21 protein-coding genes are annotated in these 17161 nt (G+C 32.7%); 5 read left to right on the top strand and 16 right to left on the bottom strand.

From position 1 onward, the window contains the following. Positions 1 to 16: 16 nt before the first annotated feature. Positions 17 to 745, top strand: coding sequence for a TonB family protein (locus V8G56_RS02830; protein ID WP_395436945.1), 729 nt, complete (start codon positions 17 to 19; stop codon positions 743 to 745). Here the strand turns inward: V8G56_RS02830 and V8G56_RS02825 are convergent. Then, entirely contained in the window at positions 723 to 1343 is a 621-nt protein-coding gene (locus V8G56_RS02825; RefSeq protein ID WP_395436944.1) for a thioredoxin family protein, read from the bottom strand. The genes V8G56_RS02830 and V8G56_RS02825 overlap by 23 nt on opposite strands. Positions 1344 to 1434: 91 nt before the next feature. Between V8G56_RS02825 and V8G56_RS02820 the strand changes: the two genes are divergently transcribed. Beyond that, positions 1435 to 1998: a DNA-3-methyladenine glycosylase I gene (locus V8G56_RS02820; protein ID WP_395436943.1), complete on the top strand. Its 564-nt coding sequence runs from the start codon at positions 1435 to 1437 to the stop codon at positions 1996 to 1998. Between the two features lie 37 nt (positions 1999 to 2035). On the opposite strand, the gene V8G56_RS02815 is transcribed toward V8G56_RS02820, so the two are convergent. The 5 genes from V8G56_RS02815 to V8G56_RS02795 form a co-directional block, all read right to left on the bottom strand. Further along, on the bottom strand, positions 2036 to 2749 hold the full coding sequence (locus tag V8G56_RS02815) for a class I SAM-dependent methyltransferase (RefSeq protein WP_395436942.1): 714 nt from the start codon (positions 2747 to 2749) through the stop codon (positions 2036 to 2038). A 158-nt stretch (positions 2750 to 2907) separates the two neighbouring features. Then, positions 2908 to 3531, bottom strand: a complete 624-nt coding sequence (locus tag V8G56_RS02810) for a class I SAM-dependent methyltransferase (protein WP_395436941.1) — start codon at positions 3529 to 3531, stop codon at positions 2908 to 2910. A 1-nt stretch (position 3532) separates the two neighbouring features. Continuing rightward, positions 3533 to 4165, bottom strand: coding sequence for a leucyl/phenylalanyl-tRNA--protein transferase (aat, locus tag V8G56_RS02805; protein WP_395436940.1), 633 nt, complete (start codon positions 4163 to 4165; stop codon positions 3533 to 3535). A gap of 92 nt (positions 4166 to 4257) precedes the next feature. Beyond that, positions 4258 to 4635, bottom strand: a complete 378-nt coding sequence (locus V8G56_RS02800) for a DUF3127 domain-containing protein (RefSeq protein ID WP_395436939.1) — start codon at positions 4633 to 4635, stop codon at positions 4258 to 4260. A 33-nt stretch (positions 4636 to 4668) separates the two neighbouring features. Beyond that, complete coding sequence (locus tag V8G56_RS02795; RefSeq protein ID WP_395436938.1) at positions 4669 to 5538, bottom strand: flavin reductase family protein; 870 nt, start codon at positions 5536 to 5538, stop codon at positions 4669 to 4671. A 119-nt stretch (positions 5539 to 5657) separates the two neighbouring features. On the opposite strand from V8G56_RS02795, the gene V8G56_RS02790 reads away from it, so the two are divergent. Beyond that, positions 5658 to 6812, top strand: a complete 1155-nt coding sequence (locus V8G56_RS02790; RefSeq protein ID WP_395436937.1) for a sensor histidine kinase — start codon at positions 5658 to 5660, stop codon at positions 6810 to 6812. On the opposite strand, the gene V8G56_RS02785 is transcribed toward V8G56_RS02790, so the two are convergent. Both V8G56_RS02785 and greA read right to left on the bottom strand, forming a co-directional pair. Next, positions 6802 to 7191, bottom strand: coding sequence for an HIT family protein (locus V8G56_RS02785; RefSeq protein ID WP_395436936.1), 390 nt, complete (start codon positions 7189 to 7191; stop codon positions 6802 to 6804). The two genes, V8G56_RS02790 and V8G56_RS02785, sit on opposite strands and share 11 nt — an antisense overlap. 91 nt (positions 7192 to 7282) lie before the next feature. Further along, positions 7283 to 7756: a transcription elongation factor GreA gene (gene greA / locus V8G56_RS02780; protein WP_395436935.1), complete on the bottom strand. Its 474-nt coding sequence runs from the start codon at positions 7754 to 7756 to the stop codon at positions 7283 to 7285. Positions 7757 to 7901: 145 nt separating this feature from the next. On the opposite strand from greA, the gene V8G56_RS02775 reads away from it, so the two are divergent. Next, positions 7902 to 8366: a hypothetical protein gene (locus V8G56_RS02775; RefSeq protein WP_395436934.1), complete on the top strand. Its 465-nt coding sequence runs from the start codon at positions 7902 to 7904 to the stop codon at positions 8364 to 8366. A 56-nt stretch (positions 8367 to 8422) separates the two neighbouring features. Here the strand turns inward: V8G56_RS02775 and V8G56_RS02770 are convergent, their stop codons facing one another. From V8G56_RS02770 to V8G56_RS02740, 7 genes are all read right to left on the bottom strand, one after another. Next, positions 8423 to 10603 carry a TonB-dependent receptor gene (locus tag V8G56_RS02770; RefSeq protein ID WP_395436933.1) on the bottom strand — a complete coding sequence of 727 codons (2181 nt, stop codon included), beginning with the start codon at positions 10601 to 10603 and terminating at the stop codon, positions 8423 to 8425. A 200-nt stretch (positions 10604 to 10803) separates the two neighbouring features. Next, the gene (gene arfB / locus V8G56_RS02765; protein WP_395436932.1) at positions 10804 to 11211 is read right to left on the bottom strand and encodes an alternative ribosome rescue aminoacyl-tRNA hydrolase ArfB; all 408 of its coding nucleotides are present in this window, start codon (positions 11209 to 11211) and stop codon (positions 10804 to 10806) included. After that, positions 11208 to 12761, bottom strand: a complete 1554-nt coding sequence (locus V8G56_RS02760) for a DUF4301 family protein (RefSeq protein ID WP_395436931.1) — start codon at positions 12759 to 12761, stop codon at positions 11208 to 11210. The genes arfB and V8G56_RS02760 overlap by 4 nt, the downstream gene beginning before the upstream one ends. Continuing rightward, the gene (locus V8G56_RS02755; RefSeq protein WP_395436930.1) at positions 12761 to 13330 is read right to left on the bottom strand and encodes an AAA family ATPase; all 570 of its coding nucleotides are present in this window, start codon (positions 13328 to 13330) and stop codon (positions 12761 to 12763) included. Before V8G56_RS02755 ends, V8G56_RS02760 begins: the two co-directional genes overlap by 1 nt. Then, complete coding sequence (gene pnuC, locus V8G56_RS02750; protein ID WP_395436929.1) at positions 13291 to 14001, bottom strand: nicotinamide riboside transporter PnuC; 711 nt, start codon at positions 13999 to 14001, stop codon at positions 13291 to 13293. Before pnuC ends, V8G56_RS02755 begins: the two co-directional genes overlap by 40 nt. Then, a complete protein-coding gene (locus V8G56_RS02745; RefSeq protein WP_395436928.1) occupies positions 13998 to 14729 on the bottom strand; it encodes a geranylgeranylglyceryl/heptaprenylglyceryl phosphate synthase in 732 nt (243 codons plus the stop codon). The genes pnuC and V8G56_RS02745 overlap by 4 nt, the downstream gene beginning before the upstream one ends. Beyond that, on the bottom strand, positions 14730 to 15356 hold the full coding sequence (locus V8G56_RS02740) for a 4'-phosphopantetheinyl transferase family protein (protein WP_395436927.1): 627 nt from the start codon (positions 15354 to 15356) through the stop codon (positions 14730 to 14732). 64 nt (positions 15357 to 15420) lie between these two features. Here V8G56_RS02740 and ahcY point away from each other — a divergent pair, with 64 nt between their 5' ends. Further along, positions 15421 to 16737: an adenosylhomocysteinase gene (ahcY, locus tag V8G56_RS02735; protein WP_395436926.1), complete on the top strand. Its 1317-nt coding sequence runs from the start codon at positions 15421 to 15423 to the stop codon at positions 16735 to 16737. 145 nt (positions 16738 to 16882) lie between these two features. On the opposite strand, the gene rpmA is transcribed toward ahcY, so the two are convergent. Beyond that, positions 16883 to 17143 (bottom strand): 50S ribosomal protein L27, encoded by a 261-nt coding sequence (gene rpmA, locus V8G56_RS02730; protein ID WP_106660099.1) that lies wholly within the window; start codon positions 17141 to 17143, stop codon positions 16883 to 16885. Positions 17144 to 17161: the final 18 nt, after the last annotated feature.

Below are 17161 nucleotides of genomic sequence, written 5' to 3'. Positions count from 1 at the left end.
GTTAAAATAATACTCTTTGTATTTTAGTAATCAACAAAAAGCCCTATTAATTACTTTCCTGCTTTCAGGAACAGTGGTGCTTTCTGTTTTTAATTTAAACATCAAAAAACAAAACGAATTAGTTTCGGAAAGCTACTATGAAATGGAGCCTGAAAAAGAACTGACTGAAGAAGAAATTAAAGTTCTTGAAGCTTTAGAAAATTTGAATAACGAGAAAGCTGAAACCAATAAAGCCTATAACGAAACAGTAAAAGAAAAGTCCTTTTCTGAAGCTTATAAACCAATAGCTCCCCCTGAAGACTATGTGAAGCCTGAGTTTAATGAAAACGAAGAGACAAACGAAGCCTCAAATAGCAATAATAATGAAATCTCTGATTTGAATCATGAAGAAATTTCTTCGTTTTCAAAAGTAAAAGACATTTTAAATAAGACTACCAAAAAAAAGGAGGCTCCAAAAAGCACTAATAGAAAAAGTACCATTAGATATTCTTTAGTAGACAGAACTGATGAGTATTTACCTATCCCCATTTATCTATGTGAAGATGGTGGTAAAATTGTTATCAATATCACCGTAGATGATAATGGAAATGTGATTGATACGTATGTCAATAATTCATCAAATTCAGACAATCAATGTTTAATTGATAGCGCATTAGAATATGCCAAAAAAGCCAAATTTAATGCCAGTCCGGGCAAAAAAACACAATTAGGCTCTATTACTTTTAATTTTGTTGGCAAATACTAGGTTCTAATTTGCAAAGCAATTCAGTAATATCATTAACAATATTTTGCCCTTTATCTTTATTGTACCAAAGTTGTAAGTCTTCTTTAAATTCTGGAGTAATAACACCATGCTTTGCTTTATAATCAAGTACCAATTGAGTTGCTTCACTAGGTCTAGGGCCAAAAGTATTTAAAACTTCTCCTGTTACATTATCTATCATAATTAATTTAGGCACTGCTCTAGCTCCGTTGGTTAAAAACAGATCCATCAATTCAAGATTTTCATCTCTCAGTACCACTCTAAAATTAATATTAATATGCTCTGCTATTTTATATAAAACCGGAACAATATGTGCCGCATCTCCGCACCAGCTCTCCGTTATAACAAGCCATGTTATATTACTATTAAAAAAGGATAATTTCAATTGAGACTCTGCAGATATTTTTAATGTTTTATCCCAACGATTCATACGTTTATCATTAAGAACCGTGTAGTTTGCTAAATCTTCATTTTTTTCAATACCACTATTTGACTTTTCTTCAACCAATATTTTTACCAGATTTCTATAGGTGGAATAGGACATACTACCCTGTAAACTATCTTTTATTACCGTGTTCATAATCTTACTTTTTGAAGAAACAAAATTACAATCTTGATGTTTCTTTTTAGATGATATTTGTCATACTTTTATAGAAATACTTACAATACATATGGAAAAACATAGATGTCAATGGTGTTTAGGTGATGCCCTATACGAAGCCTATCATGACCAGGAATGGGGTGTGCCTGTTTATGATGACGCGACGTTATTTGAATTTTTAATATTAGAAACATTTCAGGCAGGCTTAAGCTGGATAACCATTTTACGCAAAAGGGAAAATTTTAGAGCTGCCTTTGATAATTTTGACTATAAAAAGATTGCGCTTTACCAGGAAGTTAAATTTGATTCTCTGCTACAGGATGCCGGTATTATCCGTAATAAGCTCAAAATAAAAGCAACTATTACGAATGCACAAGCTTTTATGAAAGTTCAAAATGAATTTGGAAGTTTCTCTAAATACATTTGGGCATTTGTTGACGGTAAGCCAATTAAAAACTCACGTAAAAACATTCAAGATTTACCGGCCACTACAAGTGTCAGTGATACTTTAAGTAAAGACCTGAAAAAACGCGGTTTTAAATTTGTAGGGAGCACGGTTATTTATGCCCATATGCAAGCTATAGGCATGGTAAACGACCATGAGATTGGTTGTTTTAGGTATCATGAAGTGTAATTTTTAAAATTACTTTAACGCTTTGATACGGGATATTTTACTTCTGCACTATTCTCTTTAAAGTTTCGAAATCAATTAAGTTTAAATATTCCTTTCTGTTAGCTTCTAATAACCCATATTCAAAGAAAGGATTAACAGGTTCTATATTTTTTCCAATCTGATTATTTTTTGACAATATACCAACTCCAAAATCTGAATCTATGCAACAAGAGTTTATTGAAGGGTTAAAACGCCATTTTAAAAATGCTTTCCAAGTTGTTCCGTTCCAATATCTTTGTGCTGGAGATTTTTTATATTTAAAAGTTTCTCTTGCATGCCATTCAGAAGGAGGATTACAATCGTGCAGCACTATGAAACCATCATCTTTAATATAGCTGACCGCATTTTTTATATCTCTATCTACCTGAGGTGCTAGATGCAAACCATCAATAAAAATAACATCAAATTTTATTTCATCAGATAATATTTCATTAGCAGAAAGTTTCTCAAAAAACGCATCACTGGTCATTTTGAAATTGACAGGGTTGCCCTTAAACTCAACACCAGGGTCCACGCTGTATTTTGTGCCTGCTTTGATATGGTTGTAGTTGTCTTCGGGATTGCGAACACCTATTTCTAAATAAGTAGTCTCTTCTTGATATAATGATAATAAGAAATTAATAATTTCTGTCCGTGAAGGGCTTTTTGAAATTTCCTGATTGTTTTTTATTTGTGTATCTCTATGATACGGGTCACTAAAAAAAGACTTCATCGGCTTTATATTTAATAGTTTCTTAATATTAAAAAACTCTTACAAGTTACAATGTTAATATATTTTCTAAAGAATTAAACGAAGTTAGCTAACTAAGAGCAAATATAATAACGTACAGATCCTTAAAATTGCAAATCTTTGCTAAAAAAATTCAGGTATTAGTTATTAAATTTTTTTCTGCCTATAAATCTAATAACTTTCGCCTTTCCCTGGTGAAAAATTCCTTCGTCAAGTTCAACCTCTACTTCCTCAAGTTTAATGATCTCAAAATCTGGAAAATCTCTTGTTATAGTTTTTTTTGAAAACAACATTTCCAAATTTTTTGGTCCGCCGGCTTTTGGATTATTTTTTTGAAATTCTATATGATTTTCACTAAACCCTTCTAATATGACAAGGCCATTCGGCTTTAATAATTCTGTTATCTTTTTATGATAATCAGATACAATATCTGGCGTAAAATGGGCAAAAATCAATACCACCGCATCAAATTTTTCTTTGAGTAATTCAAGACTATAAAAATCTCCAACTTCATAATTAATGGTCACATTGTTTTCTTTAGCAAGCTTCATGGCTTTTTTCTTACCTTCTGTGCTTGTATCAAAAGCGTAAACGTCAAAACCCTTTTTTGCGGCATAAACAGCATTACGTCCTTCGCCTTCAGCAGGTAACAAAAGTTTTCCTTCAACATTATAGGTGTCAATGACACTTTTAAAAAAGGCGTTTGGCAAAGTACCGTAAGCATATTCCTTTTGGCCAAATCTTGTATCCCATAAGTTTTCCATTTTAGTCGTTTTTTAAATATTTCATAAATTCCTCTCTAGCAATATCTTCAGCACCTAAGCTTTCTAAATGCTGTGTGTAAACTTGGCAATCTATAAGCTTGTAATTGCTGTTCTCAATAAAAGTTATAAAACCCACTTTACTGGCATTGCTTTCTTTAGTAAACATGCTTTCACCGCAAAATACCCCATTGTTTAAATCAACACCGTAAAGTCCGGCTACTAATTTACCTTTTTTCCAAACCTCAACTGATTTGGCATATCCCAAATTATATAATTGCACATAAGCTTCCAACATATTATTTGTAATCCATGTACCTTCCTGACTGGCGCGTTTCATTAAAGAACATGCTGTTATGACTGCTTTAAAGTCTTTATTAACAGTCACTTCATAATCTGTATTACGAAGTATTTGTTTCATGCTTTTTGAAACCTTTAAGTTTTTAGGAAACAATACAAAACGTGGATCTGGAGACCACCATAAGATGGGCTCATTTTCTGAAAACCAAGGAAATATACCCAATCTATAGGCTTCTAATAATCTATCAACCGATAAATCTCCACCAATAGCCAATAGTCCTTCTTCTGAAGCTTCAGAAACATCTGGAAACGGCCTATTATTGATTAGATATTTCATAGAAAGGTATAAAAATAATAAACCTCAATGTTTATTATCACATTGAGGTTTATTTTAATGTATTCCTTTTTTCAAGTCTTTATTATACAATTTTAAAAAGGTAAATCATCGTGATCCTCTTCGTTTAAATCACCAGCTGGCTCAAAAGCATCCATTGGTGGTACAGGTGGCAAACTAGCATCTCCTGATTCTGCCTGTAAAGCTTCAATTCTCCATCCTTGAATTGAGTTAAAATATTTGGTTTCACCTTGAGGGTTTACCCATTCTCTGCCACGTAAGTTAATACTGATTTTAACTTGCTGACCTTCTTTATAATTGTTTAGTAAATCAGTTTTATCCTGAACAAATTCCACCATAATATGTTGTGGATACTGCTCATCAGTAGTTACAACCACTTCTCTTTTTCTAAACCCATTTCCCCCAAAGGTTTGAGTTTCTCCAATCATTTTAATTCTTCCTTGAACTTCCATTAATTTTAATTTTAATCTATTAATTACTTTATTTTAACTCAACAATATTTTCCACGCACTTTCAACATCTCCAAAACTCAAATAATTACGAGCTAATTTATGCTTTTCTCTATGCGAAACATTTTTAATATTAGGATGATTTTCTCCTAAATTTTTTATAAACTCATTCACCATTTTTTTACTTGGTAGGGCTTTCACATTAGCCAACATGCCTAAATCATTTCCCGTTAAAACCATGCTGTTTCTAACTTCTTCTGGCAAATTATCTACCCCTATTCCTAAAGCTGATAACGGTTTTGGAACTTCAAAAAATCCTTTATTAGCTCTGCTATAAAAATTACCTCCGGCTCTTGCAACTAAATCCAATTTTTTTTGATTGATGCTATTGTCTTTATCCAGAACATCCTTTGAAATGTGAAATTTAACAACTTCGCAAATAATTAAATTTCCTGCGCCACCTTCCGTTCCTAATTTAATAATATCATTGACCTTACATTCAAATTGAACAGGAGATTCTGCCACTCTAAATGGTTTTACTAGATCTGATTTCAGCATGGTCAATCCCGATTTTTCAAATTCATTCACACCTTCTGGATATTCGGTACTTGATAAGGACATTTGCTGCACTATATCATAATTGACCACATTGATCACTACTTCTTTTGTGGCTTCTGCATTAACTAATGTGTGTTTTACAGAATTGTCCCTCACTCTTCTTGATGGCGAAAATACCAAAATAGGAGGATTTGAACTAAACACATTAAAAAAACTAAAAGGTGACAGATTTGGTTTCCCATGCTCATCTACCGTACTTGCAAAAGCTATAGGCCTTGGTGCAACAGCACTCAATAAATAGCCATGCAAAATATTGGTTGGAAGATTTTTAGGATCAAATGAGGTCATTAAATTTTATATTTTCACAAATGTAACCATTCTGTTATTGAACTAAAAACCGATTTACTAACATCTTGAACAATAATATTAACAGATTTGCATTATATTCATATTAAATATTCTTTTTAATGATTTTCACAAAATATAAAAACACTTTTAGATGGGTAATGATCGTGTTATCATTTATAATAATTTCCCTAATCCTATGGAATACTTATGTGTTTTTTCAAAATTTTAAAGCCGAAGAGCGCACTAAAATGGATATTTGGGCGGAAGCTCAAAGTGATTTTATAAATAGTGATACCAATGCCAATTTAGATCTTACCTTAAAAATATTAAGCAGCAACCAGACGACACCGATGATTGTTATTAATAAAGATGGCAGTGTAGGTAGTTTTAGCAACATTGATGAATCTAAAGTTTCTGATTCTATGTATGTTAGTAAACTGATTTTAAAATTTAAAAATGAAAACAAACCTATTGAAATACGTTATGAAAACGACGTATTAGCCAACATCTATTATGGCAATTCTGAGTTGCTGAATAAGTTAAAGTACTATCCACTGGCATTATTACTTATCATTTTTCTTTTTGGAGCCGTTGTATTCTTCTTTTATAAAAGCAATAAAAATGCTACTGAAAATAAATTGTGGTCTGGTATGGCAAAAGAAACAGCTCACCAAATAGGAACGCCCTTATCTTCTTTAATTGGTTGGACTGAAATATTAAAAAGTGAAAATGTTAATCCAGATTATATTAGTGAGATTGAAAAAGATGTAGACAGACTTCAAACCATCACTGAAAGGTTTAGTAAAATTGGTTCAGTTCCAACATTAGAGCCTCTTGATATTATAAAAGAAACTATTGATTCATATAGTTACTTAAAAACACGGTCTTCAAAACTTGTAGAGTTTGAAATTAAAACACCAAACACAGAAATTCTTGTAAACCTCAACAAACAACTTTATAGTTGGACCATAGAAAATTTGGTGAAAAATGCTATTGACGCTATGAAAGGAAGAGGTAAAATCACAGTTGAAATTTCTGAGCTTGAGAATGATATCAAAGTGAGTATTACTGATACTGGAAAAGGGATTCCAAAAAATAAATTCAATACCGTTTTTGAACCGGGATATACCACAAAAAAAAGGGGCTGGGGTTTAGGCTTATCATTAACAAAACGTATTATTGAAGAGTTTCACAATGGCAAAATAAAAGTTATACATTCTGAAATTGACAAAGGCACCACCTTCCAAATAGCACTAAAACGCGCTATAAATTAGCATGAATGGCTTTAGCCAAGGCTTCAAATTCCAGATTTGACATTTTTGTTTTTTGAATAAAACGCGCATCTTCCATGCTGTGTAAAGGAATTAAATGTACATGTACATGAGGCACTTCTAAGCCAATAACGGTCATTCCAATGCGTTTACAAGGCACTGTTTTTTCAAGAGCTTTTGCTACTTTTCTTGTAAAACTCATTAACCTACTATACTCATCCTCCTCTAAATCAAAAATCTTATTGATTTCCCGTTTAGGAATGCATAGTGTATGTCCTTTACTATTGGGTTCAATATCAAGAAAGGCCAAAAACTCATCGGTTTCAGCAATTTTATAACAAGGAATTTCTCCGTTAACTATTTTAGTAAAAATTGAAGCCATAAGATTTTAAAATTATTGGTTATGTAAATATAAAAAGATTCCTAATTTGAAATACCAGGAATCCTTTTATAACTTTTATAATTGAGGGTTTTTATCTCGAAATTTCTAAAACTTCAAATTTTAAGACACCGTTAGGTACTTGTATCTCAGCAATATCACCCAGTGATTTACCAAGTAAGCCTTTACCAATTGGAGAATTTACAGAAATTTTTCCTGCTGCTAAGTTGGCTTCACCATCTGCTACCAAGGTATAATTCATGATCATACCGTTGGTTTGGTTTTTAATCTTAACTTTTGACAGCACTAATATTTTAGAGACATCTAATTGAGATTCATCAATCAATCTGGCATTAGACAACACTTCTTCTAATTTAGAAATTTTCATTTCAAGCATGCCTTGTGCTTCTTTTGCTGCATCATACTCAGCATTTTCACTTAAATCTCCTTTATCTCTTGCTTCCCCAATAGCCTGTGACGCTTTTGGGCGCTCAATATCTCTTAAGTAATTTAATTCGTCTTTTAATTTTTTTAATCCTTCCGGTGTATAGTAAGATACTTTACTCATAACTTCATCGTTTACTTAATAAAAAGATTCCGAAACAGGTTCGGAATAAAAAAATCCCGTATACACGAGATTCTACAACAAATATACAAAATATTTAACTCAATTTGCTTTTTATTGTAAATTGCAACCTAATTATAGCATACCAATGAGATCATTCTTTCTGATAATTTCCTTTGTTTTTTTAACTACTTGTAGTGGGGATTCCGTTAATAATCCAAATTGCAGATTTTTACTTGATGTTCCGGTAAATATACCTTTGAATTTAAACTTGCCAGAATATCAAAATCTAAATTCAATAGGCAATTCTATTTATATTAATGATATAAATGCAGGTAATGCAGGAATTATAGTCACTAATGCGGGTACGGGCTTTTTAGCCTGGGATGCTAGTGACCCAAACCACATCCCAAGCAATTGTTCTGCAGTAATAGGATCCGGTTTAGAGGGCACTTGCGGATGCGGGGATGGAAATACCTATAGTTTTATAAATGGTCAACCTTTAGGTCGTTTATTGCCAAATGGTGATATTGAACCTGACTCAGGGCTTTTGTGCGGTTTGAAATTTTACAGGGTTGAACAAAGTGGTAATAACCTTTTGATTTCAAATTAAAATATAAAAAAAGCGACCTAAAATAGGTCGCTCTTCTCCCTCAATTTAATTGACAACTAAAATTTTAAAGTTACCCCTAATAAAAAGTTAGTAGTAGCCTGCGGATAATACCCCGCACCTTCTATAGTATTAATTTGGTTTGGATCAGACCAGGTATCATCATACGTGTAATAATATCCGTTGGAGACGTATTTTTCTCCAAATATGTTATTAACTAAAGCCGATAATAAAATGGTCTTGAATATAGTGTTTGGTTTTATTTCATAAGTAACATTTAAATCATTCACAAAATAACTCTCCAGTTTTGAGGCCTCAGAATCTGTGTTTCCCATATATTGCTCACCAACATACTTACTCAAAAAAGAAAGTTGTAAGTTACTTATAGGCTGATATATTAAAGCATTGGCAGCTACCAGATCAGGTGAAAATGAAATATTTGTTTTTCCTAAATCAACTAGTTCTCCATCTATCTGAGCAAGGGTTGATTTGTTTTTATTTGAACTAAAAGTAACATTTGGTTGAACAGCCAACTTCTTAGATATCTGCAGGGTTGCTTCAACTTCTAATCCCAGTCTATAGCTATCACCACTATTTGTTCTAATAGGCGCCCCTGTATTATCTATGGCACCTGAAAGTACCAACTGCTCGTTATAAAGCATATAATAAAGATTAGTATTTATTACTAATGCCTTTGCGTTGTGCCTCCAACCTAATTCAAAATCGTTTAATTGTTCTGGTTTTATATTCGGGTTACTTTCAAAATCACTCCTACTTGGTTCTCTGTTGGCCCTAGCATAAGAGAAATATAAATTATTTTCAGGGTTTAATTTATAGGTAATCCCAGCCTTAGGATTGAAAAAATTATAATTTTCGTCAATTAACATATTGACTCTATCAGAGGTTAAACCCGAAGTTTTATAATTTACGTAACGCATTTGTAAATCTCCAAATAAACTTATTGTACTATTTAATCTGTATGTGGCTTTGGTGAAAACACTGAAGTCTTTCTTTTTACCTAAACCATTATAATACTGGTCTCCTATTTCAGAATCACTCGCAAATCGCGCCCAAATGATTTCTCCAAAATGATTCCCGGTATAGGTGTTATAGGATGTTCCAAATGTCAAATTAATGACCTCATTTTTATAATTGGCATTCGCATTAAAGACATAAAAATCATTGTCCAGCCAACGTCTGCGAATCAAATCAGTTGTGTTTATTGTTTCCCCTCCAATTGAAATATCTGATAAATCATAATCCGCAAAATTTTCATCTTCTTTATATTGCTCAAAATAACCTCTGCCATAAGTATAATTCAACCCTATATTGGTGGTCCAATTAGGATTATAGCGCTCATTCCAGTGTAATTGATAATGATCTTGTTTATAATTATCTTCTTCATTTTCATAAAACTGAAGCATCCCATTTTCATCAGTATACATTCCGGAAGGATTAAAGGTTCTGTCAGTTGCCAAAGTTTCAGCATCTATACCATTCCATGCCTGATAGGTAACTTCATGACCTCCAAAGGTGATTGCTTTTATGAGGGTATTATCATCAATATAAGAAGCCTGCAGGAAATAGGATTTTAAATCTGAGCTTGCTCTGTCAATATAGCCATCTGAATTAATTTGCGACATGCGACCAGCAATTTCAAAATGATCATTTAAAGTGCCTGTACTAAACTTTACATTATGTTTTCTTGTATTATAACTTCCAAAAGTATTCGATATTTCAGCATTTGCTTTTTCTGCAATAGCATCAGTGAGAATGTTTATACTGGCGCCAAAAGCACCAGAGCCGTTTGTTGAAGTCCCAATACCCCTTTGTAACTGCAGGCTTTCTACTGAAGACGCAAAATCAGGTAAATCAACCCAATACGTGCCTAAAGATTCAGCGTCATTATAAGGAATACCATTCACTGTAATATTGGTGGATTGGGCGCTAATACCACGTACCCTAATTCCGGTATAACCCACCCCAGCGCCTGCATCACTTGTAGTAACAACAGAGGGCAGAAAGTTTAATAAAATGGGTAAGTCCTGACCTAGATTCCTCCTTTCAAGTGCTTCCTTTTTAATATTTGAATGGGTAATTGGTGAATCGGCATTCACCCGTATGGCCTTCACTAGCACTTCATCTAAAACTTCTATTTTTGTTGAATCCTGCTGTTTGTCTTGTGAATATAAATTGCCTGCGAGCAAGGCCAGTGATAAGGTTGTGAAAAGTATTTTCATTCGATAAATAAATTTATTCGAATAAAAAGAGGTAATTATTCTGGTTAAAATTAATTCAATTGGCTTTTTCGCCGTCCCTTAGCAGCATTACCTGCTCAGGTTCATTGGGTGTGATCTCAGCCGTTTTAGGCACCCCTTTTATGAGAACAGTACAAATGTATAAACAAAAAACAATTTGCTGCTTATAATTAAAATTATTTTTATTCTAAATCCGGCTTTTTTCTTGTGGCCTTTTTTACTGAAAGATTACGTTTGTTTTTAAGTCTTTTTCTTATGACGCTTTTTGGGATTTTAGTTGGAACACGTTTTTTATCCTGTTTCAAACCTTCTTTTATAAGGCCTAAAAAACGTTTTATAATCAGCTCCTTATTTTTATGCTGACTTCGGCTTTCATCGCACTGGAGCAAAAGCACATGTTCCTTTGTTAATCTGTGACTTAACTTGGTCATTAATCTCTCTTTTTCCTCGTCATTTAAGGCTTCAGATTCTGACAAGTTAAAAGCTAATTCCATTTTAGAAGCTACTTTATTCACGTTTTGACCACCGCTGCCCGAACTTCTAATAGCTTTGAACTTAAGTTCTGATATTAAGGTGTCTTCATTAATCATTTGTACGCTTGGTGTGCACTTCTTAAAAGGTCGTTTACCGTTTTCACAGGATTAAAAGTACTTAAAGGCACTTCAACAAATATAGAATTCCAATAAGCCATACTACCATTCCAAAGACCCGGTAATTCAAGTGCTTTAATGTTGGTTCCTTCCTGAGTTTTATTAGTTATAAAGGCCGCATTATGATCAACATATTTCATCAAATCAAAAGGCTCTCCTTTATAATTTTTAATGCCGCATACTAAATCGGTAGGATTGAAATGAGTGGCATTATCAACAATATTTTTTTGTTCAGGATTTGAAATATCAATCTGTGCAAACTCAATAATTTGCAATGAAACTGTTCCCTTTTTATCTGTTACCCAAAAAGGGCCACCACCGGGCTCGCCTTCATTTTTAACCATGCCACACACACGAATGGGACGATTTAATTTATCTTTCAGGTAAAATATCTTGGAATCAATTGAAGATGATTCAAAATCTGGTGAAATCAAAATATTTAATCTTGTCATTAAAAATTTGGTTATACTTTGAACTTCATTTTCATCAAGATTATTCGTGTCAAGTAATCTTAAATATTTGAAAATTTCTTTCTGAGTCTCTAACAAAATACCCGCTAATATTTTTCTGTAATTACAAACCTCTTCAAGCCGATCTCTTACTACTAAGTTGTCTATGTTTTTTATAAATGCGATATCAAAATCTAATTCATTCAAATTTTCAAGCAAGGCCCCATGGCCAGAAGGCCTGAATAAAATACCACCGTCTGATGCTCTAAAAAGCGCATCATCCAAAGTAAGAGCAATCGTATCAGTAGCTGATTTTTGATACGAAAAGTCAATATAAAATGTTTTACCTGTTAACTCTTCAATCTCCTCTTGTATATAATTTAACTCTTGATTGAAGTTTTTATGATGTGTTTCGGAAATAGTGAAATGTAAACTTGCCTTATTTTTTGTCGATGCATAAAAGGCCGCTTCAAATAAATGTTCTTCAAAGGCAGTAGAAACATGATTTTTATATTTATGAAATGGCAATAAACCTTTTGGGTAAAAACTATAATTCAAACGGTCTTCGTCTAACATGGTCTTTACGAACTGAAAACATCGTTCATTATAAGTTAAGTCATTATAATTTGGAATGATTTTATGAATTTCATGAACTACTTCTTCAAAAAAAGGTGATTTTTCAAGTGAATTTAAAAAAACTTCTAAATCCTTGTTCCCTGTCCTTTTTATATAATCCTGAATTGTTTCTTGACTAATATTGTAATCATTTAAAAACTCAAATAAAAATTTAAACATTCTGGTTGCTGCACCTGAAGCTGGAACAAACTTCACTATTGAAAGATCGGGACTTCTCTGATCGAACAAATCTATATAATAGGTTTCTTGAGGCGTTTTAAGTTTTAGAATACCATTTCCAATTGTAGCAGCTTCCTTTAAATTAGAAAATACCATTCCTGATTGAATTGAAGCTATTTGAGCTTTTACTTGATCAACCGTTAATCCATGGTTTTTTATTTGAAAAATGTCTTTTTCAGAAAACATTATTTTTTGTTTTTTAATAATTCATTAATATGCTTTACTGCCAGATCCAAACGTTCCTTTTTACTTCCTTTTAACAAAACATAAGGTCTTTTATATTTTATTAAAGCATCCTGAAAAGCTTTAAACATAAGCTCTCTTTCGTGAGGTTTATCCCTTAAATCATCCGCTTCCCATGGTGTGTCAATATACGTTAAAAAGTATAAATCGTAGGTGTTTTCTATAGCGTGTTTTTCTAAAATCGGATCACATGAACCCGTATAATAAGTTTCAGAATACACCTTTGTTTCCAACAAATCGGTGTCGCAAATTAAAACAGAATCTGTTTTTTTTGACAGTTTATTTTCTAAATTCATTTGTCCTATAGCAATAGGAATCAAATCATCAGCTTCACATGTTTTTCGTTCTTCATTCCATTTGTTTTGAAGATACTCTCTGGCATATTCCGGAACCCAAACAGAATTATAATATCTTGCCAAGTGAATAGATAAGGTTGTTTTTCCTGTTGATTCAGGTCCAAACAAGACAATTTTCACGCAATTTGACGGTTGTTGTTTAAGATTTTCTTCCATTGTTTATATGCTAGAATTGCAAGAATTAAAAAAATAAAATATTGAATGCCTGTAAAACCATATCCTTTTACAAAATATAAAGGGATGGAGGCTATATTGCCAATAATCCACAAAGTCCAGTTTTCAATTTTTTTAAGAGCCATGAGCCACATAGCTGCAAAAAATATTCCGGTTGTAAAGGTATCTATAAAAGGAGTAGCCAGTCTAAATTTCTCCAAATTCCCGGAAGTTAAATTTGAAAATGCAAAATGCACACTTTCATTAAAACTTAAATCATTCGGCATGACGTTATAGTAACGATAGACTATGATTACAAATATAGAGGTTGACAAAAATATACCTATGGCTTTTAATTTATCCCTTGTATTTGTTCGTGTAATTGGAATGTGGTTCATTTTATCATCAATAACTTTACTCCACATATACCAACCAAAAAGGCTCATTAAGGTATAATAAATATTGATAATTAAATCTCCATATAAGTTCCATTGAGATAGTAGGTAAACATATAATGCGGTACTTATTATTCCAGTTGGATACACTAGAATATTTTCTCTTTTAGCAAACAAAACACTTACAACTCCAAATAAGGCAGCAATAAACTCTAAAATAATATTTAAAGTGGAGGCTGTTTTATATGGTTCCAGTAAAAAGTCTACTATTTGATTCAATGTTCTTGTTTTAACTGTTCAAAAAATGAGTAATCCTCTTCTAAAGCGGTTCCAATTACTACTAAATCAGCACCTGAATTATAAGCATTTTCTAATTGTCCAATAGTTCTTATACCTCCACCAACAATCAGAGGAATATTCAATTCTCTCTTAACAGAGCGAATAATATCGCTTGTAATAGGTTCTATTGCACCACTTCCCGCTTCTAAATAAATCAGTTTCATGCCTAATAATTCTCCTGCTTTAGCGGTATTGACAATACATTGAATATTATCTCTTGAAATAGGTTTTGTATGAGTTACCCTTTCAACAGAAGTTTGTTTTCCGTTTTCAACAAGAACATATCCCGTTGGAATAACTTCTAAATTGGTTCCCTTCAGTTTTGATACAGAATCTACATGTTTACCTATAAGATATTCGGGGTTTCTTCCAGAAATTAAGGATAAAAATAATAGCGCATCTGCATTATTGGATATTTGTGTGATATCTCCAGGAAATAAGACGATTGGTAATGGAGTAAACCTTTTTATTTCTTTGATTAACTTGTCCGTTTTATTGTCATCAACAATACTACCACCCACAAAAATATGCGTCGCTATGGACCGATTTATTTTGTCTATAAAAACAGAGATTTTGTTTACTGAAGTCTTATCTGGATCAATCAAAACAGCGAATAACCTGTCTTGCCTTTTTATTGATGCCCTTATATTTTTATAGATAGTTGTCATTTAAGATATGGCGTAGGCACAAGTAAAGCCTTCAAACTCTAAAAAATTTATATTGTAGCGCTGTTTTCTGTTTTTGTAATCAATCCAGGCCACGGTCGTTTCATCATTAATTGAAAAAGGAATCACTAAACAATGCTTTTTAAAACTTAATCCAGGTGTTGCAAATAATTTATATAATGATTCTTTCACACACCAAATAGCCGTAAGTTTTTTCATATAATCAACATCGACTTCCGTTAAATAATTGAACTCATAATCAATAAATTTATGAGCTATCATGGTTATTTTATCACGTTGCTGTTCAATATCAATACCAACCATGCTTTCACTTATAATGACTGCAGCAAACGTAAAGGAATGTGTGATAGAAATATGTTTACCATCTTTTAAATGTGGCTTACCATTTTCATCATAAAACAAATCAGCATCTTTATAACCAAAGGCAAGTAGTAAACATCTGACACTTAAAAAGCCACGCTGATGTAATTCACTTTTCATACCTAAAACACGAATTGCATTTTCCGGTTTTAAAGAAATAGAAGCCATCAACTCATCATAAGACTCGGTAATCTTCCAGATTTTAACAGTAGTTTGTGAGTTTGGTGTAATGGATTTGTAAAGAGGCATTTAATTTTCTCAAAGTTATTAGTTATCTTTGCAGGCAAAAATTGTTAAATACAAATATACTAATATGAACACAAAAACAGTTGCTTACGTTCCTAATAAGGTAAAAGATATCTCACTTGCCGCTTGGGGAAGAAAAGAGATGGAATTAGCCGAAGCTGAAATGCCTGGTTTAATGAGTCTTCGTGAAGAATACAAAAATTCACAACCTCTTAAGGGAGCAAGAATAGCTGGTTGTTTGCACATGACTATTCAAACAGCGGTATTAATTGAAACTTTACAAGCTCTTGGGGCGGAAGTCACTTGGAGCTCTTGTAATATTTTCTCAACTCAAGATCAAGCTGCAGCTGCCATTGCTGCTGCCGGAACTGCTGTTTATGCATGGAAAGATATGACTGAAGAAGAGTTTGACTGGTGCATTGAACAAACCCTTTTCTTCGGTGAAGAACGTAAACCACTTAATATGATATTAGATGATGGTGGGGATTTAACCAATATGGTTTTAGACCGTTACCCAGAATTAATTTCAGGTATTAAAGGATTAAGTGAAGAAACCACTACTGGAGTTCACAGATTATATGAAAGAATGAAAGCTGGCACTTTACCAATGCCTGCTATTAATGTCAATGATTCCGTAACAAAAAGTAAATTTGATAATAAATACGGTTGTAAAGAAAGTGCTGTAGATGCTATAAGAAGAGCTACAGATTTGATGCTTGCTGGTAAGCGTGTTGTTGTTTGTGGCTATGGAGATGTTGGTAAAGGTACTGCAGCCTCTTTTAAAGGAGCTGGAAGTATTGTAACCGTTACTGAAATTGACCCGATTTGTGCCTTACAAGCAGCTATGGATGGTTTTGAAGTTAAGCGTTTAGAAACCGTGATTGGAAATGCAGATATTGTTATTACAACTACTGGCAATAAAGACATTGTTCGTCCCGAACACTTTAAAGCTGTAAAAGACAAAACTATTATTTGTAACATTGGACATTTTGATAATGAAATTGATATGGCCTGGTTAAATAAAAACTACGGTCACACAAAAAACACTATAAAACCTCAAGTTGACAAATATACTATTGATGGGAAAGACCTTATCATTTTAGCGGAAGGTAGATTAGTGAATTTAGGTTGCGCTACAGGTCACCCAAGTTTTGTAATGAGTAACTCGTTTACGAACCAAACATTAGCACAAATTGAATTGTGGACTAATAGTGAGGCTTACGGAAATGAAGTATACATGTTGCCTAAACATTTAGATGAAAAAGTAGCTAAGTTACACTTGGAAAAAATTGGTGTTGAATTGACTGAACTTAGTAACGACCAAGCCGATTATATTGGTGTTACGGTTGAAGGCCCATTTAAGCCAGAATATTATAGATATTAAAAGTGTTTTACTTTTAATTTGAATAAATAAACCCTTGCAGAAATGTGAGGGTTTTCCTTTTAATAGATAATTTCAAACTATTGAGTCACAAAAAAACCTTTCTGTTTCCAGAAAGGTTTTAATTCTTTTTATAGAAAATTATTTCTTAAACCTCAAAAGGCTCAATGGAAACATAAGATTTGTTATCTTTTTTCTTTGTAAATTTTACAACACCATCAACATAAGCGTGTAATGTATGATCTTTTGAAGAATAAACATTTTCACCTGGGTGATGTGTATTTCCTCTTTGTCTAACGATAATATTTCCAGCTATTGCAGCTTGACCACCAAAAATCTTTACACCTAAGCGTTTTGATTCTGATTCTCTACCGTTTTTCGAACTTCCGACTCCTTTTTTATGTGCCATTTTATTTCGATTTTATTT

The sequence above is a fragment of the Gaetbulibacter aquiaggeris genome, from assembly GCF_044003965.1.
GTDB classification, from domain to species: domain Bacteria; phylum Bacteroidota; class Bacteroidia; order Flavobacteriales; family Flavobacteriaceae; genus Yeosuana; species Yeosuana aquiaggeris.
Note: the sequence above shows the minus strand (reverse complement) of the source record. Positions and strands in the feature narration are given on the sequence as shown.

Excerpts from the sequence above, each read along its gene's own strand:
- V8G56_RS02825 (WP_395436944.1), bottom strand. The coding sequence starts at position 1,343 with ATGAACACGGTAATAAAAGATAGTTTACAGGGTAGTATGTCCTATTCC.
- V8G56_RS02820 (WP_395436943.1), top strand. The coding sequence starts at position 1,435 with ATGGAAAAACATAGATGTCAATGGTGTTTAGGTGATGCCCTATACGAA.
- V8G56_RS02815 (WP_395436942.1), bottom strand. The coding sequence starts at position 2,749 with ATGAAGTCTTTTTTTAGTGACCCGTATCATAGAGATACACAAATAAAA.
- V8G56_RS02810 (WP_395436941.1), bottom strand. The coding sequence starts at position 3,531 with ATGGAAAACTTATGGGATACAAGATTTGGCCAAAAGGAATATGCTTAC.
- aat (WP_395436940.1), bottom strand. The coding sequence starts at position 4,165 with ATGAAATATCTAATCAATAATAGGCCGTTTCCAGATGTTTCTGAAGCT.
- V8G56_RS02800 (WP_395436939.1), bottom strand. The coding sequence starts at position 4,635 with ATGGAAGTTCAAGGAAGAATTAAAATGATTGGAGAAACTCAAACCTTT.
- V8G56_RS02795 (WP_395436938.1), bottom strand. The coding sequence starts at position 5,538 with ATGACCTCATTTGATCCTAAAAATCTTCCAACCAATATTTTGCATGGC.
- V8G56_RS02790 (WP_395436937.1), top strand. The coding sequence starts at position 5,658 with ATGATTTTCACAAAATATAAAAACACTTTTAGATGGGTAATGATCGTG.
- V8G56_RS02785 (WP_395436936.1), bottom strand. The coding sequence starts at position 7,191 with ATGGCTTCAATTTTTACTAAAATAGTTAACGGAGAAATTCCTTGTTAT.
- greA (WP_395436935.1), bottom strand. The coding sequence starts at position 7,756 with ATGAGTAAAGTATCTTACTATACACCGGAAGGATTAAAAAAATTAAAA.
- V8G56_RS02775 (WP_395436934.1), top strand. The coding sequence starts at position 7,902 with ATGAGATCATTCTTTCTGATAATTTCCTTTGTTTTTTTAACTACTTGT.
- V8G56_RS02770 (WP_395436933.1), bottom strand. The coding sequence starts at position 10,603 with ATGAAAATACTTTTCACAACCTTATCACTGGCCTTGCTCGCAGGCAAT.
- arfB (WP_395436932.1), bottom strand. The coding sequence starts at position 11,211 with ATGATTAATGAAGACACCTTAATATCAGAACTTAAGTTCAAAGCTATT.
- V8G56_RS02760 (WP_395436931.1), bottom strand. The coding sequence starts at position 12,761 with ATGTTTTCTGAAAAAGACATTTTTCAAATAAAAAACCATGGATTAACG.
- V8G56_RS02755 (WP_395436930.1), bottom strand. The coding sequence starts at position 13,330 with ATGGAAGAAAATCTTAAACAACAACCGTCAAATTGCGTGAAAATTGTC.
- V8G56_RS02745 (WP_395436928.1), bottom strand. The coding sequence starts at position 14,729 with ATGACAACTATCTATAAAAATATAAGGGCATCAATAAAAAGGCAAGAC.
- V8G56_RS02740 (WP_395436927.1), bottom strand. The coding sequence starts at position 15,356 with ATGCCTCTTTACAAATCCATTACACCAAACTCACAAACTACTGTTAAA.
- ahcY (WP_395436926.1), top strand. The coding sequence starts at position 15,421 with ATGAACACAAAAACAGTTGCTTACGTTCCTAATAAGGTAAAAGATATC.
- rpmA (WP_106660099.1), bottom strand. The coding sequence starts at position 17,143 with ATGGCACATAAAAAAGGAGTCGGAAGTTCGAAAAACGGTAGAGAATCA.